Genomic DNA, 16393 nt, shown 5'->3' on the forward strand with positions numbered 1-16393 from the left:
TGAAGTAATTTTCATGACAACCCTGCTATCCGCCTAGTGAAAATGCAAAATGGAACTATGAAAATCTACTCATGATTGAACGTTCAGAAGGCCTTTCCTGGGCGCGAGGCATCAAGGTCCGGCATCTGGAATCCTTTCTGGTGCTGGACGAGGCGGGCACGCTGACCGAGGCGGCGGCGCGGCTGCATATGACGCAATCTGCCATGTCGCACTGGCTGGCAGAACTGGAACGCGTGGCGGGCACGCCGCTGATGGTGCGCGGGCGCAAGGTGCAGCTGACGCCTGCGGGGCATCTGCTCAAGCGGCTGGCCATCACCGTGCTGGGAGATATCGTCCGCACTGGCCGCGAGATGCATGCGGTGGCTGCGGGACGCGTGCCGCGTCTGAACGTGGGCAGCGTCTGGGCAGGCATCGCCGGCGGCCTGCCCGAAGCCGTGACCGCGTTCCAGCAGCGCCATGCCGATGTGGCCGTGTCGATTCACGACGGGCTGTTCGACGACCTGCTCAAGGGCCTGGACACGCGTGCCATGGACGCCGTGATCGGCGTTCTGGATGCAAGGGCGCACCAGCCGCAGCTGGCGCATCACGTGCTCTTCGACGACCAGGTGAGCATCGTCATCGGCCAGGGCAGCAAGCACTGGGACAGCGACCAGCCGCTGGGCTTTGCCGACGTCCTGAGGGAGAAATGGGTGATGCCGCCCCTTGGCACGCTCACCCGCATCCAGATGGATGCCTATCTCATCGAGCAACAAGCATCGTGGCTGGTGCCTAAGGCAGAAACCGCCTCGCTGGCCATGATGCAGGCACTGCTGCAAAAGGGCGACTATGTCGGCGTGTGTGCGCAATCCATGGCGGACTACATGGCCTCGCTGGGGCTGTTCAGGAAGATCGCCATTGATTCGAACATCCGCTTCGGTCCGATCACCGTGGTGTGGAACCGCGAACACGTCTCGGCCACTCTCATGGATTTCATCGCCTGCCTGAAGGCGCATGCGCGGAGCTTGCCTGCCGCGCCCGTGCAGACGCCGCCCCGCGCTTAGCCTCCGGGCCACCGCTGTGGCCGTCGTTGCAGCCTGTTCATAGGCATCGCCCAGGTGGCAACGGGCATCTCCGCTCCATGACTCGCCGGCCCGATGCGCCGGGAACCGCAGAGAGTGGTTTCAATCGCTGAGCTGCACTGCAGCAGGCCCAGCCTGATTCGTGCCGCTCGAAGACGCGGATACCGCAGCCTAGAAATCAGCGACCTTGCCCCATGCCGAGTTGCTGAAGCGCTCCGGCCGGTAGGGCATGGGATCCACGATCGGTTCGGCGCCGCTGGCGAGGTCCGCGATCAGGTGGCCGGCGCCGGGGCCGATGCCGAAGCCGTGTCCGGAAAAGCCCGCGGCCAGGATGAAGCCCGGCATACCGGGCACCTCGCCGATGCCGGGAACACCGTCCGGCGTGCTGTCGATGTAGCCGGCCCAGGCATGCGTGATCCTGGCGTCGCGAAGCTGGGGCAGCAGTTCGATGGCGCGGCGGTGGGTCTCCCTGACCGTGGGCAGATCGGGCTTCGGATCGAGGATGCGCACGCGCTCCATCGGCGTCGGCGCGTCGAGCCGCCAGCGTGCGAGCGTTTCGTGGCCACTCCGAATGGCTTCCAGGCCGCCCGGGCGAAGGTTGCGCCAGCGCTTGGCGAACATGGGCACGAATTGCGGCGCGAAGCGCATGAACTGCCCTGTCGGGTCCACGCGTGCACGGCCGCTGATGGCCAGTGCATAGCGTCCGTCGTTGCGGCGCGTGGCGGACACGCCCGCGCTCACCACGGCATCCGGCAGGCGCTGCTCGACCGGCGACACGCTCAGTATGGATTGGCGGATCGAGGCCTGCGGAAAGCGGATGCCCAGCTGCCGGCAGAACGAAGACGCCCAGGCGCCGCCGGCCAGCACGGCCGTCCGGGTCTTGATGACCCCGGCTTCCGTGATCACGCCGCTGACCCGTCCGCCTTCCGTCTCGATGCCGCGGGCCGCGCAGTTCTGGTGGACGCTGCCGCCGAGCTTGATGAGCGCAGCAGCCACGGCCGGCGCGGCCTTGCCGGGATCGGCGGTGCCGTCGCTGGGCGAGAAGACGCCGCCCTTCCAGGCGCGGCCGGTCGCATGGCCGCGCTCGGCGGCCTCGCGGGCACTCAGCATGAGGGTCGTCACGCCTGCGGTCTTCGCAAAATCGCGCCAGCTGGCCCAGCGGGAAATCTCGGCCTCGTCATTGCTGAGATACAGCAGCCCGCAGCGATGAAAACCGGTGTCTTCGCCGCTCTCGGCGGCGAATCGTTCCCAGAGATCGAGGCTCTTCGTCGCTAGGGGTAGTTCGCGGGCATCGCGGTTCTGCTGCCGGCACCAGCCCCAGTTGCGGCTCGACTGCTCGGCGCCGATCCGGCCCTTCTCCACCAGGGCGACCGACAGGCCGCGCCTGGCCAGGTAGTAGGCGCTAAAGACACCGATGATGCCGCCGCCGATCACGACGACATCGGCTGAAGCCGGCAGCGTGGGTGAAGTCTGGATGTGTTGCAGCGGGGGTGACATCTCGCTCCCCGATTCAAGCCGGGACGCTTTGGCACACGTAGAACTTCGCCACGCGATCGCTGCTTTCCCAGCCGATCGGTGCGCCCTGGGGCACGAACAGCGCGTCGCCGGCCGCCGTAGAAAGCACGCTGCCGTCAGGCGCTGCGAAGCGCACGCTGCCGGCCAGCAGATGCATGAACTCGTTCATGCGATGCGGCCGAACGATGCGGTGGTAGGGGGTCGAGTCCCAGGCGCCGGCGCTGTATTGCGCGCCGTCGTCGATGAAGACCTTGTCGCTGCGGCACGCCGGCGCGGGGCCCAGCAGCACTTCCGCGGGCAGCGTCGCGGTGGGCTTGAAGTCGGCGGCGGCGTGCAGCGGGAAGACGCCGCGCTTCGTCGGTCTTTCGCAAGCGGCCGCGCAGAACACGAAGCGCACGCGGGATTCGGCCTGGACATGAAGCGAGGTGCCGCATCCGATGACGGCGCCCGCCTGGGGGCCGACCACCAGCGGGGCCGCGCCGGCCGCCGTCAGGGTCAGCTCGCCCTCGACCACGACGATGGTTTCGATGTGGGGATAGCTCGCGACTTCGAGCTCGCCGATGAAGCTGGTGCGGCCCGCGCTCATCGCGCCGGATCCTTCCCACGCGATCTCGCGATGCCGCGCAAAGGGGTCGTCGTTGCCGAACGGCGCCCTGCGGAAAGCGGTGGAAAGAGGCGCACCATCGGCGCGGTGCAGTACGAGGGCCACGGTCATGATTGCTCCAGCGCGATGCGCAATGTCTTCTTTGAAATCTGTCATTCGGTCGCGGGTGCCGAGGCATCCTGGAAGCCGAGAATGGCCTTGGTTTCCAGGTACTCCTCGAGACCTTCGATACCGTATTCGCGGCCGTTTCCGGAGCGCTTGTAGCCACCGAAGGGGGCATGCGGATTCCAGGCTGGATAGTTGATGTGCACCTGCCCGGACCGGATCCGCGCCGCGACGGCACGCGCCGCGGCCAGGTCCTTTCCTTGCACGTGGGCGCCCAGTCCATAGACGGTGTCGTTGGCAATTTCCACGGCCTCGTCCACGCTGTCATAGGGAATCAACACGAGCACCGGCCCGAAGATCTCCTCCTGCGCGATCTGCATCCGGGAATGCACCGCGGTGAAGATGGTCGGTCGGCAATAGAAGCCGCGGCTCAAGCCCTCCGGCCGGCCGAGGCCGCCGCAGACAAGCCGCGCGCCTTCGGCGATGCCGACACCGATCATTTCCTGCACGCGATTGAACTGCGCGCGGTTCGCCACGGGGCCGTGCGTGGTCTGCTGCGAACGCGGGTCGCCCACGACCATGCCGGATGCCGCCTCGAGCGCGATCCGCTCGACCTCCTGCAGGCGCGCACGGGGCACGATCATGCGGGTCGGAGCACTGCAGGACTGGCCGACGTTGCGGAAGCCGGCCGCCACGCCTCCTGGTACGGCGCGCGCCAGGTCCGCATCCGGCAGGATGAGGTTGGGAGATTTTCCGCCGAGTTCCTGGGCCACGCGCTTCACCGTCGGGGCCGCCGCCTGGGCCACCAGGACGCCGGCCCTTGTCGAACCGGTGAACGAAATCATGTCCACCTCCGGATGCTGCGCCAAGGCCGCGCCGACCTCCGGTCCGCTGCCGTTCACGAGGTTGAACACACCGGGCGGGATGCCGGCGTCTTGCATCACTTCGGCAAAGAGCAAGGCGCTCAGGGGCGACAGCTCGCTGGGCTTCAGGACGACCGTGCAGCCTGCTGCCAGGGCGGCTCCGACCTTGGCTGTGATCTGGTAGAGCGGCCAGTTCCAGGGTGTGATCAGGCCGCACACGCCGATGGCCTCGCGCAGGATGGCCATGTCCCCGCGATGGGTGATAAACGCATAACCGCGCGCATTGTCGCGCGCCACGCGGATGTGCTCCGCTGCTGACGGCACCTGTGTGCGGCGCGCGAAGTCGATGGCCGCGCCCATCTCCAGCGAGATCGCCTGGGCGAACAGTTCTGCCCGCTCGAGGATCAGGGCGTGGACGCGATCGAGGAGCAGGGCCCTGCTCTGGGCGGAACGCACGGACCAGGCCGCGAATGCACGCCGGGCCGCGGCCACGGCCGCAGCGACATCTCCTGCGCTGCCCAGCGCGATCTCCGCCACAGGCTCCTCGGTCGACGGGTCGACGACGCTGCTGCGAGCCTGCGTTTCGGGCACGGCCCACTCGCCGTCGACAAACATGCGGTCCAGGCGCCCAGCGCGCCTCAGGTGCTCGACGATCGAGGAGTTCATGGATTGATGGGGCCTTTGCATGTCCAAAATCTTAGGCCGTGCATCCCGCGGGCCGGTGCTTCAATGGGGGTCTTGAACAAAGCAGGCTGCCGTTGTGCGAGCCGCGACAGCAGATCCTGCCGTCGTGCATCTTGGCCACACGGTGCAGGGCGAGCCGGTGGAGATATTTCCCTCTCTCGGCAGCAGTTGCCTGGACGAGCCGCTGCTGCGCCATCCGATGGATGCGGTATTCCCCACGGCCACGCGCACCGCGGCACGTCCGAGGAAGAAGCGGAACTGGCTTCATGAAACATCCCGAAACCGCAGCAGATGACAGCATGTAGAACATGTCCTGCATCAGCCATGGCGTCCGGCTGGCATGGCGGCTTCGCCGGGCGGTGAAACTCCCGTCTCCAACCCACCTGGAGACCCCGCGATGCCGGACGACATGGAGATCCGCGTCCCACAGGACGACGAGCGAATCGACATCACCGACCTGAAAGAGGTCGACTACTGGACGAAGTGTTTTGGCGTCAGCGAGGCCCGCCTGCGCATGGCGGTCGCGTCAGCGGGGTCCATGAAGGACGACCTGCGGATCTACCTCGGCCTTCCCTGAAGGCCGGGCTGAACGCAAGGGCCGAGCGGCGCACCGCCGTCCGAATCCCTATGGCCGCCGAATCGAAGCTTGCGATCTACGGCGCCATCGCGGCCAATGTGGCCATTGCCGCCACCAAGTTCACGGTCGCCGGCATCACCGGCAGTTCGGCCATGCTGTCCGAAGGCATCCATTCGGCGGTCGACACCTTCAACGGCGTCCTGCTGCTGGTGGGCATCCGGTTGAGCCAGCGGCCCGCGACCACCGAGCATCCCTTCGGCCACGGCAAGGAGCTGTACTTCTGGAGCCTGATCGTCGCGGTGCTGATCTTCGGGCTGGGCGGCGGCGTGTCGTTCTACGAGGGCATCCAGCACATCCGCAAACCGGAGCCGATGCGCGATCCGGGCTGGAACTACCTGGTGCTGGGCCTGGCCGCATTGTTCGAAGGCGCGAGCTTCCTGGTTGCACTGCGGCAGTTCCGTGTCCAGTCGCACGGCGCTCCGTTCTGGCGCGCGCTCGGGCAGAGCAAGGACCCCACCACCTACACCGTGCTGGCCGAGGATTCGGCGGCGCTGGCCGGGCTGGCGGTGGCGGCGCTGGGCATCTACTTCAGCCACCGGCTCGGCATGCCCGCGCTGGACGGCGCGGCCTCGGTGGTGATCGGGCTGCTGCTGGCCGGCGTGGCGGTGCTGCTGATCAGCCAGGCCCGCGGGCTCCTGATCGGCGAGGGCATCCGCCCCGAAACCGCGCGCGCCATCCGCAGCCTGGCCATGGAGCAGCCGAGCGTGCAGGACGTCGGCCACGTGCTGTCGATGTACATCGGCCCCGACGAGGTGCTGGCGGTGGTCGACCTGAATTTCAGGGAGGGCACGGCGACCGGCGAAGCCGCCGATGCCATCGCCGCGATCGAGCAGCAGGTGCGCGGGCGTTTCCCGATGATCCGGCGGCTCTTCATCGAGGCGAGCGAGGCGCCCGTGGAAGACGCGGCTTCCGCGCGGGCCGGCGGGATCGTCGGCGTTGGCTGACGGCCGCTGGCGCCATTGCCTGAGCGCTGCCGTGCCGCAGGCACTCCACTGTCGGGGCTCATTCAGGAGGTCCAGCGATGAACAAGCCACCGCCCGAGCGCCGCGAGCGTTCCCCCGACGAACCGGAAATCACCCAGGAGGAATCCGTGCCCACGGATGGAAAGGACACCGAGGGCGAGAAGCAGATGAAGAAGGTCGAAAACAAGAAACTCCAGGACCCCGGCGATGCCGAGCGCAAGACGCCGGACAAGTCCTGAGGCCGTCCGCGGCCGGCGCGCAGCGGCCGCGGCGCAGTGGCGTTGTCTTGTCCCGAAGAAGGGTGATGCCCTACAACCCAGGGGCCGCAGCTCCTGATAAAAATTCTTGCGCCAGCAGATCGCAAGCAGAACAGGGCAGAAAGGACTGTCTGTCCGACGATGGAGGAAGAAAAATGAAACTCGACGGCACGGCCTTGCCGTCCGCCCAGGACGGCCTGATGAAAGTCGGTGTTCCCGGCCTCGACGATGTTCTTGGCGGCGGGCTCACGTCCAACCGCCTCTACCTGGTCGAAGGCACGCCCGGTGCCGGCAAGACCACCATCGCGCTTCAGTTCCTGATCGAAGGCGCGAAGCGCGGCGAGTCGGTGCTGTACGTCACCTTGTCGGAAACCGCGCAGGAGCTCAAGGGCGTGGCGCGTTCCCATGGCTGGGACCTGAGCGGCATCGAGGTGCGCGAGATGCTGCCGTCCGAGGCCGCGCTCGAGCCCGACGAGCAGTACACGATGTTCCATCCATCCGAGGTCGAGCTCAGCGAGACGACCCTGCGCATCCTCTCGGACGTCGATGTGCTCAAGCCTTCGCGCGTGGTGTTCGACTCGCTGTCCGAACTGCGCCTGCTGGCCGGCAGTTCGCTGCGCTACCGGCGGCAGATCCTCGCGCTCAAGCAGTTCTTTGCCGGACGCCAGTGCACGGTGCTGCTGCTGGACGACATGACCGCCATGAAGCACGACCTGCAGGTGCAGAGCATTGCCCATGCGGTGATCCGGCTCGAGCAGATCAGTTCCGACTACGGGGCCGCGCGGCGCCGGCTGGTGGTCAGCAAATACCGGGGCCAGCAGTTCCGCGGCGGCTATCACGACTACCGCATCGAGCGCGGCGGCCTGCGCGTCTTTCCGCGCCTGGTTGCTTCCGAGCATCCCTCGGCACCGGCGGCCACGCAGGCGCGCATTCCCAGCGGCCTGGAGGCGCTCGACGCGCTGCTGGGCGGCGGCCTGGAACGCGGCACGAGCACGCTGTTCGTCGGCGCGCCGGGCACGGGAAAATCGACGGTGGCCGTGCAGTTCGCGCTGGCGGCGGCGCGGCGCGGCGAATGCGCGGCCCTCTTCATCTTCGACGAGAGCATCCACACGCTGCGCACGCGCTGCGAAAGCATGGGCATGGACCTGGGGCCGTTCATCGAATCCGGCCGCATCAAGGTGCGGCAGGTCGACCCCGCCGAACTGTCGCCGGGCGAGTTCGTGCACCTGATCCGGCTGGCGGTGGCGGAGTGCGGTGCGGCGGTGGTGGTGATCGACAGCCTCAACGGCTACCTCAACGCGATGCCCGACGAGCGCTTCCTGATCGTGCAGCTGCACGAGCTGCTTTCCTACCTGGGCCAGGCCGGCGTCGCCACGCTGCTGGTGGGCGCGCAGCATGGCCTCATCGGGATGCAGATGAAGACGCCGGTGGATGCGAGCTACCTGGCGGATGCGGTGGTGCTGCTTCGCTACTTCGAGCTCGAGGGCGAAGTGCGCCAGGCGATCTCGGTGCTCAAGAAGCGCGGCGGCGCGCACGAGCGCAGCATCCGTGATTTCTCGATGACCGCCACAGGCCTCAAGGTCGGCGAGCCGCTGCGTCATTTCAGGGGCATCCTGACGGGCATTCCCGTTCCCACCGACGGCGTGCAGCGCGCATCGTGAGCCCGCCCGCCGCATCCGCCGAGCAGCGCATCCTGTTGCGGACCGCAACCTCCAGGGACGCCCTCATGGCAAGTGCCGTGCTGGCCCGCGCGCAGATTGCGGCCTACACCTGCGACAGCCTGTGCGAGCTCGTGCGGGCTATCCAGGAAGGCGCCGGCGCCATCATGCTGGCGGAAGAGGTGCTGGCCGATCCGGCCGCGGCCGCGCTGGCCGAAGTGCTGGGCTCGCAGCCGCCGTGGTCCGATCTGCCGGTGCTCGTTCTTGCTCGCCAGGGCGCGGATTCGCCCGTCATCGTCAAGGCCATGGACCGGCTCGCGAACGTCACCGTGATCGAGCGGCCGATGCGCGTGGCCTCGCTGATCAGCACGGTCCGCACGGCACTCAGGGCGCGCAACCGGCAGTACCAGCTGCGCGAGCTGCTCGACGGCCTGCGCGAATCCGACCAGCGCAAGACCGAGTTCCTTGCAACGCTGGCGCACGAGCTGCGCAACCCGCTCGCGCCGATGAGCACTGCGCTCACGCTCCTGATGCGCAAGCCGCACGAGCCCGCGGAGGCCCGGCGCTACTACGAGCTCATGGGGCGGCAGATCGACCACATGGTGCGGCTCGTAAACGACCTGATGGAGGTCTCGCGCATCACGCGCGGCAAGATCGAGCTGCGCATGGAGGCGGTCTCGCTTGAAGCGGTGATCGAGGACGCCATCGAGCTGAGCCGGCCGCTGCTCGAAGGCGCCAGGCACACGCTGAGCACGCGGCTGTGCAGCGAGCCGGTCGTGGTGCGGGGCGACGGCGTCCGCCTCACGCAGGTGTTCTCCAACCTGCTCAACAACGCCGCAAAGTACACCGCGCCCGGCGGAAAGATCCGCATCGTGCTGCGCCGGGAAGGGCGCGACGCCGTGGTCGAGGTCTGGGACAACGGCACCGGCATTGCGCCGGACATGCTGAAGTCGATCTTCGAGATGTTCGTGCAGGTGAGCGGCACTTCCAAGGCGGCGCAGGGCGGCCTGGGCATCGGCCTCACGCTGGTGAAGAGCCTGGTCGAGCTTCATGGCGGCAGCGTCGAGGCAACCAGCGCGGGCCTGGGCCAGGGCGCGATGTTCTGTGTGCGCCTGCCGCTTGCCCGCGTCGAGGCCGGCGTGCCCGCGTCGTCGGCACCGGCCGTTCGCGGCTGGCCGGCCTCGTTGCCGGGCACGGTGCTGATCGTCGACGACAACCGGGACGCGGCCGATGCACTGGGCGAACTGCTGCGCTCGATGGGCGCCACAACGCGCGTGGCCTACAGCGCAGATGCCGCGCTGCGCATGGTGGCCGAGGGTCTGGCGCCCGGGCTCGCGATCCTCGACATCGGCATGCCGGGCATGGACGGCTGCGAGCTCGCAACCAGGCTGCGCGCCAACCCCGCCCTGGCCGGATTGATCCTCGTCGCACTGACCGGCTGGGGCCAGCACGGCGACAAGGAGCGCATTGCGGTGGCCGGGTTCGACCACCATCTGCTCAAGCCGCTTGACCTGCCGGCGCTGATCTCGACCCTGGGGGCCGCGCCATGAACCATGACGCGACCATGCTTTCGGCGGCGGACCATCCGGCCGGCAGGCCCTCGCTCTGGCGCCGCTGCCGCCGATGGCTGCTGCCGCTGCTGGGGCTCGCGGTGCTGGGCCTGCTGCTGTCGCATGCGCACAAGGTCGACTGGGCAGGCGCATGGGAGGCGCTGCAGCGCTATCCGGCGATGCTGCTGCTGGGGGTCTGGGCCATCGCAACCGCGAGCCACGCGCTCTACGGATGCTTCGACCTCATCGGCCGGCGGCACACGCGCCACCGGGTGCCGCGCTGGCGCACCTGGGCCATTGCGGTGACGAGCTATGCCTTCAATCTCAACCTGGGTTCGCTGGTCGGCGGCATTGCGATGCGTGCCCGGCTCTATGCGCGCGCGGGCCTCGATGAAGCCGTGGTGGCGCAGATCGTCGGCGTGAGCCTGGCCACCAACTGGCTCGGCTACGGGCTGCTGGCCGGCGGCCTGTTCGCCGCTGGCGTCATCACGCCGCCGCGCCAGGCGAGCATCGGGGCGGACGCGTTGCGCGCGCTCGGCGTGCTGATGATTCTTCTCGCGGCAGCGTATGTGGTGGCCTGCGCCTTTTCGCGCGGGCGGCAGTGGCAGCTGCGGGGGCGGCGGGTGAGGCTCCCTTCGGCGCAGCTTGCGGTCGTCCAGCTCACGCTCTCCGCCGCCAACTGGGCATTGATGGGCTGCGCGATGTACCTGCTCCTGGACCGGCAGGTGCCGTACGCCACCACGCTGAGCGTGCTGCTGGCCGCGTCCATCGTCGGCGTGATCACGCCGATCCCGGCCGGGCTCGGCGTGCTCGAGGCGGTCTACCTGGCGCTGCTCTCAGGCACCGTGCGCCAGGGCGAGCTGATGGGGGCCGTGCTGGCCTACCGCGCGCTCTACTACCTGCTGCCGCTGGCCGGCGGCCTGGTGCTCTACCTGCTGCTCGAACGCTACGCGGCGGGCCATCCGCTGGACGTGGAGGCCGACACACCATGGCGCGCGCAAACTCCCTGAAGCGCTACAAGGAAAAGCGCAACTTCGGCGCCACGCCCGAGCCCGAGGAGGGCGGCGCATCGGCGCCCGGCGTGCTGCAGTTCGTGGTGCAGAAGCACTGGGCGACCCGGCTGCATTACGACTTCCGCATCGAGCTCGATGGCGCCATGAAGAGCTGGGCGGTGCCCAAGGGCCCGAGCTACGACACGCACGACAAGCGCATGGCCGTGCATGTGGAAGACCATCCCATCGCCTACAACCAGTTCGAGGGCGAGATACCGCCCCGGCAGTACGGCGCGGGCAAGGTGATCATCTGGGACAAGGGCAGCTGGACGCCCATCGGCGATCCGCGCAAGGGCTACAAGGCGGGGCACCTCAAGTTCGAGCTGCATGGCTACAAGCTGCGCGGCAAGTGGGCCCTGGTGCGCATGCACGGCAAGGCCGATGACAAGCAGGACGCGTGGCTGCTGATCAAGGAGCACGACGAGTACGCCCGCCCGGCCGCCGAATTCAGCGTGGTCGACCAGTTCCCGGACAGCGTGGCGCAGATGCCGATGCCCGCCGCGGCGGTCTCGGCGCCCGCCGAGGCGCCGCCCGCACCGGCAAGAAAGCGCGGCAAGGCATCGGCCGGCGGCATGCCCGCCGATGCGGTGAAGGCCGCCATGCCCGCCAAGCTCTCGCCGCTGCTCGCCACGCTGGTCGACGGCCCGCCGCCCGATCCGCAGAACTGGATCTACGAGATCAAGTTCGACGGCTACCGCCTGCTCGCGCGCGTCGATGCGAAAGGCGGCGTGCAGCTGCTCACGCGCAATGGCCATGACTGGAGCGGCCGCATGCCGCACCTGGTGCGCGCGATCGAGCGCATGAAGCTCGCGCCCGGCTGGCTTGATGGCGAGATCGTGGTGCTCAACGAGTCCGGCGGCACGGACTTCCAGGCCTTGCAGAACGCCTTCGACAGCGAGAACACGCGCAACATCGTTTACTTCCTGTTCGACTTGCCCTACTACGGCGGCTTCGATCTCACCGGCGTGCCGCTGGTGGAGCGCCGCGGCCTGCTGCAGGCGCTGCTTGCCAAGGCGCCGCCCGAAATCCGCTTCAGCGAGATCTTCGATGCGCCGCCCGAGGACATCGTGGCCTCGGCCTGCAAGATCGGGCTCGAGGGTGTGATCGGAAAGCGCAAGAACAGCACCTATGCCTCGCGCCGCTCGCCCGACTGGATCAAGCTCAAGTGCTCGCAGCGGCAGGAGTTCGTCATCGGCGGCTACACCGATCCGAAGGGCTCGCGCGTGGGCATCGGCGCCTTGCTGATTGGCGTGCACGACGACAAGGGCGAGCTGGTCTACGCTGGCGCGGTGGGCGCGGGCTTCAATGGCCGAACGCTCGCCGACATGCTCGAAAGATTGAAGCCGCTCGGCATCGACCGGCGGCCGTTCAAGAACCCGACCGAGAACGACCGGCGTGCGCACTGGGTCAAGCCGGTGCTGCTGGCCGAAGTCACGTTTTCCGAATGGACCAAGGACGGCCATGTGCGGCATCCGGTGTTCCACAGCGTGCGCTCGGACAAGCCCGCCAGGGCCATCGTCCGCGAGAAGCCGGTGCACCAGGCGGGCGCCGGCCGTGAACCCAGGCCCGAGCCCGAACCTGCCGCCACCATGCCCGCCAACTTCAAGGTTTCGCACGCCGACCGCGTGGTCGACCCCTCGACCGGCATCACCAAGGTGGAAGTGGTGCGCTTCTACGGCCTGGTCGCGCCGCTGATGATGCCGCACCTCAAGGGCCGGCCCGTGTCGTTCGTGCGCGCGCCGCAGGGCATCAACGGCCAGCTGTTCTTCCAGAAGCACCTGGAGCTCGGCCAGATGGCCGGCGTGCGGCAGCTCGACGCGGCACTGTGGCCGAAGCACCCCGAGCTGATCGAGATCGCGGGCCCGCTCGGGCTGCTGAGCGCGGCGCAGATGAACGTCATCGAGTTCCATACCTGGAACGGCCTGAAGACGCTCATCGGCAAGCCCGACCGCATGACCTTCGACCTCGACCCGGGCGAGGGCGTCGGCTGGCCCATGGTGCTGCAGGCGGCGGAGCTGATGCGTGTGGTGCTGGACGAACTGGGCCTCGCGCCGTTTTGCAAGACCAGCGGCGGCAAGGGGCTGCACGTGGTGGTGCCGCTCAAGCGGCAGTACGACTGGGACACCATCAAGGATTTTTCCCAGGCCATCGTGCGCCACATGGCGCGCACCCTGCCGCAGATGTTCGTCGCCAAGAGCGGGCCGGGTAACCGCGTCGGCCGCATCTTCATCGACTACCTGCGCAACGGCTTCGGCGCGACCACCATCTGCGCCTGGTCGGTGCGGGCGCGTCCCGGCATGGGCGTGTCGGTGCCGGTGGAATGGCAGGAGGTTCCCACGCTCGCGAGCGGTGCGCAGTGGACCCTGCGGAACATCCATGCACGGCTCGACCGCGGCAACGATGCATGGGCCGCGTATGCAAAGGCTGCAAAGAGTCCGGGAGCCGCAATGAAGCTGCTGGGGTTCGAGGCCGACGTGCGCAAGCGCTAGCCGGATCCCGCGCGGAACGCGGGGCTCGCGAGCGCGGCGATGGCGTTCAGAGTTCGATGAAGGCCGAGGTGGCCTTGTTCAGCGCCAGCTTGCCCTTGGCGGTGATCGATTCCACCTGGGCGAGCTGGCGTATCGCGCGATCGTCCGGCGCGTGGCTGGACGGCGGAATGAAAGCGGTCACCAGCTCGGCCGCACGCAGCACGCGCAGCCTGTCGATGTCGGCTGGCGTGTGGACGACATATGGCAATTTCTGCTCGGCGATGACCCGAAGAAACTCCATGGACATGAGCCGTCTCCTTGTCTGGGTGGTGGAGAGAACATTCTGCGGAAAAAATCACAGTTTTGCCTAATCCCTGTGAGGCACATGACTTTCCGATGTGTACCTAAGTGTTCTTTTGTCGCCGGTGCTGGAAACCAAGGTGCCGAAGGTGTTTCGGCGGCGGGCGCTCACCTTGCCCGCTGGATCGGTGCCGGGGCCTGTTCGGGGGAAAGAATCTGCCAGAGGCCGGGGGCCACGCCTTCGAAGGCGGCCGCGTAGCGCTCGGCGCGGCTGTCCTCGCCGGTCACGTCGCGTATGGCGATGCTGTCGATGCGGCCGGGATGGGTGCGAACGACCTGCCCGTAGATCTCGGGATCGCTCTCGCCCGAATCGCCCACCAGCATGAACCGGCGCTGCGGAAAGTCGGCCAGCAGGCGCTCGATCACGCCGAGCTTGTGCGTGCGCGAATCCTGCTCGCCGGGAATGAGCGTGCGCCAGGTCGTGCTTTCGCGCAGGTGCATGCTGCCCATGGGAAAGTCCGCATCGCGAAGAAAATCGGCGAGCGCGGGGTACAACTGCATCGGGCTGGCCGAGAGATAGTGGAAGCGCGTGTCCGGCGCCTTGGCCAGCGTGCGGTAGTACGCCGCCATGCCCGGTGCCGCTTCGAAGCGCCGTGCAAACGTGTTCAGCAGCATCTCGCGCCGGTCGCGCACCTGGGTGCGCTTGATGGTGTCGTCGATGTCCGAAATGATCGACAGGCCTTGCGCGGGAACGATCAATGCCTCGCCCCTGAAGCGGTGCAGCAGTTCGCCGGGCCCGGTCACGGCATGGAACTTCAGCCACTCGCTCGAAGGCGGCATGCGGGGCGGGTCGATGACGATGCGCATGTTCATGCGGCCGTCGGCGCCCGAAGGCGGCGTGGGCACGCGCGCGGCACTGCCTTCGAAGTCGAGCTCGAACACCTTGCCTTCTTCCGATTCGGCGTGGAACAGCGCGGTGCGCTGGTTGAAGCGCAGCCGTGCCGCGGGCGAGAGCTTCTTGAGGCTCAGGCCCAGGTAGCGCGCGAACGCGGCATTCAGGCCCCAGCGGCGCTCGGGTTCGTAGACCCAGGCATGGATGTCGACCTCGAGCCGGCCATCGCCGGTGGGGCGCGCGGTGCCGGGGATGAAGAGCGCTTCTTCGTCGGGATCGAGCCGCTCGGCCGCGCGCAGCGCCTGCATGGGCGCCAGGCCGCAAAGCAATGCGGCGCCGACCACCAGGGAGCGGCGCCGCAGCGGCGCAGCGGCGATGGCGCGCGGCTCGCCTGCGTTCATGCCTTCGGCGCGGCGATGCGTTCGTAGGTCACGAAGCTGTAGTGCAGGCCTTCCTTGGCCGAGACGTGCGATTCGCGCCTGGTTTCGCGCCATTCGGAAGGAGCCAGTTCCGGCGCATGCGCATCGCCTTCGTAGTCGCGCGCGATCTCGGTGACGACGGCCTGCTGTGCCAGCGGCTGCGCCTCGGCATAGATCTGCGCGCCGCCGATGATCCAGACATCGGGCACTTGCGAATCCTCGCACAGCGAGAGCGCCTCCTGCAGGCTGCCCGCGCGCTGCGCGCCTTCGGCTTTCCAATCGTCCTGCCGCGTCACGACGATGTTCCAGCGGCCGGGCAGCGGCCGGAAACGCGGCGGCAGCGAATCCCAGGTCTTGCGGCCCATGACGACCGGCGCGCCGCCGGTCTGCTGCTTGAAGTGCGCCAGGTCTTCAGGCAGGTGCCAGGGCATGAAGCCGTTGGCACCGATCACGCCGTTGGCGGCGCGCGCGAAGATCAGGTGGATGCGCGGTGTCGTCATGAGGCCGGACATGGGCTCACACCGCCACCGGTGCCTTGATGGGATCGTGGTGCCGGTAGTCGAGCACTTCGAAGTCTTCGTACTGGTAGTCGAAGATCGAGGCCGGCTTGCGCTTGATGTGGAGCGTGGGATACGGGTAGGGCGTGCGGCTCAACTGCAGCGCCACCTGCTCGGCGTGGTTGCTGTAGATGTGGCAGTCGCCGCCGGTCCAGATGAAGTCGCCCACGTCGAGCTCGCACTGCTGCGCCACCATGTGGGTGAGCAACGCGTAGCTTGCGATGTTGAAGGGCACGCCCAGGAAGATGTCGGCGCTGCGCTGGTAGAGCTGGCAGCTCAGCCTGCCGCGCTCGCCGGGTGCCTGCGGCGGCGCCACGTAGAACTGGAAGAAGGCATGGCAGGGCATGAGCGCCATCTTGGAGAGCTCGGCCACGTTCCATGCGCTCACGATGATGCGGCGCGAATCGGGGTTGGTCTTCAGGGTCTTGATGACTTCGGAGATCTGGTCGATGTGGCCGCCGTCCGGCGTGGGCCAGCTGCGCCACTGCACCCCGTACACCGGACCCAGGTCGCCGTCCTCGCGCGCCCACTCGTCCCAGATGGTGACGCCGCGCTCCTTGAGCCAGTTGTTGTTGCTGGAACCGGTCAGGAACCACAGCAGTTCCTGGATGATGGACCGCAGGTGCACCTTCTTGGTGGTCACCAGCGGGAAGCCTTCGTTCAGGTCGAAGCGCATCTGGTGGCCGAACACGCTCTTGGTGCCCGTGCCCGTGCGGTCGCTCTTGTGGACGCCGTGGGTGTCCACATGGCGCATGAAGTCTTCGTACTGGGAGCGGACGGGGCGGCTGGGCGAGGTCATGTTGGGAATTTTA

Annotated in this window: 15 protein-coding genes; 8 read left to right on the forward strand and 7 right to left on the reverse strand. The window is 67.7% G+C overall.

The genetic code is table 11. The features are described from left to right. Positions 1 to 71 precede the first annotated feature (71 nt). On the forward strand, positions 72 to 1040 hold the full coding sequence (locus IB278_RS20510) for a LysR family transcriptional regulator (RefSeq protein WP_145741834.1): 969 nt from the start codon (positions 72 to 74) through the stop codon (positions 1038 to 1040). A 189-nt stretch (positions 1041 to 1229) separates the two neighbouring features. Here the strand turns inward: IB278_RS20510 and IB278_RS20515 are convergent, their stop codons facing one another. Genes IB278_RS20515 through IB278_RS20525 form a run of 3 tightly spaced genes read right to left on the reverse strand, consistent with a single transcriptional unit; the run spans position 1230 to position 4811 of the window. After that, positions 1230 to 2555, reverse strand: a complete 1326-nt coding sequence (locus IB278_RS20515) for an NAD(P)/FAD-dependent oxidoreductase (RefSeq protein ID WP_145741836.1) — start codon at positions 2553 to 2555, stop codon at positions 1230 to 1232. Between the two features lie 13 nt (positions 2556 to 2568). Continuing rightward, a complete protein-coding gene (locus tag IB278_RS20520) occupies positions 2569 to 3288 on the reverse strand; it encodes a cupin domain-containing protein (RefSeq protein WP_192325097.1) in 720 nt (239 codons plus the stop codon). A gap of 41 nt (positions 3289 to 3329) precedes the next feature. Further along, positions 3330 to 4811 carry an aldehyde dehydrogenase family protein gene (locus IB278_RS20525; protein WP_192325099.1) on the reverse strand — a complete coding sequence of 494 codons (1482 nt, stop codon included), beginning with the start codon at positions 4809 to 4811 and terminating at the stop codon, positions 3330 to 3332. Positions 4812 to 5226: 415 nt separating this feature from the next. Here IB278_RS20525 and IB278_RS20530 point away from each other — a divergent pair, with 415 nt between their 5' ends. The 7 genes from IB278_RS20530 (at position 5227) to ligD (ending at position 13434) form a co-directional block, all read left to right on the forward strand. Further along, positions 5227 to 5406 (forward strand): DUF3606 domain-containing protein, encoded by a 180-nt coding sequence (locus tag IB278_RS20530; RefSeq protein WP_192325101.1) that lies wholly within the window; start codon positions 5227 to 5229, stop codon positions 5404 to 5406. Positions 5407 to 5456: 50 nt separating this feature from the next. Then, the gene (locus IB278_RS20535) at positions 5457 to 6410 is read left to right on the forward strand and encodes a cation diffusion facilitator family transporter (protein WP_145741842.1); all 954 of its coding nucleotides are present in this window, start codon (positions 5457 to 5459) and stop codon (positions 6408 to 6410) included. A 77-nt stretch (positions 6411 to 6487) separates the two neighbouring features. Next, entirely contained in the window at positions 6488 to 6667 is a 180-nt protein-coding gene (locus IB278_RS20540; protein WP_145741844.1) for a hypothetical protein, read from the forward strand. 173 nt (positions 6668 to 6840) lie between these two features. Continuing rightward, on the forward strand, positions 6841 to 8346 hold the full coding sequence (locus IB278_RS20545; RefSeq protein WP_145741846.1) for an ATPase domain-containing protein: 1506 nt from the start codon (positions 6841 to 6843) through the stop codon (positions 8344 to 8346). 65 nt (positions 8347 to 8411) lie between these two features. Next, positions 8412 to 9893 (forward strand): ATP-binding protein, encoded by a 1482-nt coding sequence (locus IB278_RS20550; protein ID WP_225613032.1) that lies wholly within the window; start codon positions 8412 to 8414, stop codon positions 9891 to 9893. Next, a complete protein-coding gene (locus IB278_RS20555; protein WP_192325103.1) occupies positions 9890 to 10903 on the forward strand; it encodes a lysylphosphatidylglycerol synthase domain-containing protein in 1014 nt (337 codons plus the stop codon). Before IB278_RS20550 ends, IB278_RS20555 begins: the two co-directional genes overlap by 4 nt. Then, a complete protein-coding gene (gene ligD, locus IB278_RS20560) occupies positions 10882 to 13434 on the forward strand; it encodes a DNA ligase D (RefSeq protein ID WP_192325105.1) in 2553 nt (850 codons plus the stop codon). Before IB278_RS20555 ends, ligD begins: the two co-directional genes overlap by 22 nt. A gap of 46 nt (positions 13435 to 13480) precedes the next feature. On the opposite strand, the gene IB278_RS20565 is transcribed toward ligD, so the two are convergent. From IB278_RS20565 to IB278_RS20580, 4 genes are all read right to left on the reverse strand, one after another. Beyond that, on the reverse strand, positions 13481 to 13720 hold the full coding sequence (locus IB278_RS20565) for a hypothetical protein (protein ID WP_145741851.1): 240 nt from the start codon (positions 13718 to 13720) through the stop codon (positions 13481 to 13483). Between the two features lie 161 nt (positions 13721 to 13881). Next, a complete protein-coding gene (locus IB278_RS20570) occupies positions 13882 to 15006 on the reverse strand; it encodes a phosphatidate phosphatase App1 family protein (protein ID WP_192325107.1) in 1125 nt (374 codons plus the stop codon). Further along, a complete protein-coding gene (locus IB278_RS20575) occupies positions 15003 to 15536 on the reverse strand; it encodes a dihydrofolate reductase (RefSeq protein WP_145741855.1) in 534 nt (177 codons plus the stop codon). Before IB278_RS20575 ends, IB278_RS20570 begins: the two co-directional genes overlap by 4 nt. A gap of 4 nt (positions 15537 to 15540) precedes the next feature. Then, positions 15541 to 16380 carry a thymidylate synthase gene (locus IB278_RS20580; protein WP_192325109.1) on the reverse strand — a complete coding sequence of 280 codons (840 nt, stop codon included), beginning with the start codon at positions 16378 to 16380 and terminating at the stop codon, positions 15541 to 15543. Between the last annotated feature and the right edge of the window lie 13 nt (positions 16381 to 16393).

The organism is Variovorax sp. VRV01, assembly GCF_014852545.1.
Classification (GTDB): Bacteria; Pseudomonadota; Gammaproteobacteria; order Burkholderiales; family Burkholderiaceae_C; genus Variovorax; species Variovorax beijingensis_A.

Bases quoted from the DNA above. Each gene is read 5' to 3' on its own strand.
- IB278_RS20525 (WP_192325099.1), bottom strand. From the start codon at position 4,811: ATGAACTCCTCGATCGTCGAGCACCTGAGGCGCGCTGGGCGCCTGGAC.
- IB278_RS20570 (WP_192325107.1), bottom strand. From the start codon at position 15,006: ATGAACGCAGGCGAGCCGCGCGCCATCGCCGCTGCGCCGCTGCGGCGC.
- IB278_RS20530 (WP_192325101.1), top strand. From the start codon at position 5,227: ATGCCGGACGACATGGAGATCCGCGTCCCACAGGACGACGAGCGAATC.
- IB278_RS20580 (WP_192325109.1), bottom strand. From the start codon at position 16,380: ATGACCTCGCCCAGCCGCCCCGTCCGCTCCCAGTACGAAGACTTCATG.
- IB278_RS20510 (WP_145741834.1), top strand. From the start codon at position 72: ATGATTGAACGTTCAGAAGGCCTTTCCTGGGCGCGAGGCATCAAGGTC.
- IB278_RS20555 (WP_192325103.1), top strand. From the start codon at position 9,890: ATGAACCATGACGCGACCATGCTTTCGGCGGCGGACCATCCGGCCGGC.
- IB278_RS20565 (WP_145741851.1), bottom strand. From the start codon at position 13,720: ATGTCCATGGAGTTTCTTCGGGTCATCGCCGAGCAGAAATTGCCATAT.
- IB278_RS20550 (WP_225613032.1), top strand. From the start codon at position 8,412: ATGGCAAGTGCCGTGCTGGCCCGCGCGCAGATTGCGGCCTACACCTGC.
- IB278_RS20540 (WP_145741844.1), top strand. From the start codon at position 6,488: ATGAACAAGCCACCGCCCGAGCGCCGCGAGCGTTCCCCCGACGAACCG.
- IB278_RS20535 (WP_145741842.1), top strand. From the start codon at position 5,457: ATGGCCGCCGAATCGAAGCTTGCGATCTACGGCGCCATCGCGGCCAAT.
- IB278_RS20575 (WP_145741855.1), bottom strand. From the start codon at position 15,536: ATGTCCGGCCTCATGACGACACCGCGCATCCACCTGATCTTCGCGCGC.
- IB278_RS20520 (WP_192325097.1), bottom strand. From the start codon at position 3,288: ATGACCGTGGCCCTCGTACTGCACCGCGCCGATGGTGCGCCTCTTTCC.
- IB278_RS20515 (WP_145741836.1), bottom strand. From the start codon at position 2,555: ATGTCACCCCCGCTGCAACACATCCAGACTTCACCCACGCTGCCGGCT.
- ligD (WP_192325105.1), top strand. From the start codon at position 10,882: ATGGCGCGCGCAAACTCCCTGAAGCGCTACAAGGAAAAGCGCAACTTC.
- IB278_RS20545 (WP_145741846.1), top strand. From the start codon at position 6,841: ATGAAACTCGACGGCACGGCCTTGCCGTCCGCCCAGGACGGCCTGATG.